Origin of the sequence: Bittarella massiliensis (ex Durand et al. 2017) (assembly GCF_017566145.1) — a bacterium.
GTDB classification, from domain to species: domain Bacteria; phylum Bacillota; class Clostridia; order Oscillospirales; family Ruminococcaceae; genus Bittarella; species Bittarella massiliensis_A.
The window spans coordinates 1-216 of sequence record NZ_JABFCL010000289.1; the positions used below are offsets into that span (position 1 = coordinate 1).

The 216-nt window shown below is 40.3% G+C and carries 1 protein-coding gene; it reads right to left on the reverse strand.

All coding sequences use genetic code 11. The annotated features are described in order from the left end of the window. Positions 1 to 200 (reverse strand): hypothetical protein (locus HJY11_RS14370; RefSeq protein ID WP_208076546.1); only part of this gene is annotated, 200 nt, incomplete at its 3' end. Positions 201 to 216: the final 16 nt, after the last annotated feature.

Consider the following 216-nt stretch of genomic DNA (forward strand, 5'->3'; position numbering starts at 1 on the left):
TACGATGCAAGATTTTCAAACGTGCTCGCATATCCGAGCAACATTCTGATCTTTTTATCCTGTTTTAGTCTTTTCCGGATCCGTTCCAAGTTACTTTCATCCAGTCGGAGCACATCCTCCATCACAAGGTTTCTTGCAAATGCTGTGAGTCTGCTTTTTTGGTTTGTCTCTGTCCAAATTCGGAAAAAAACATACTTCATACCGATTTCATATCCT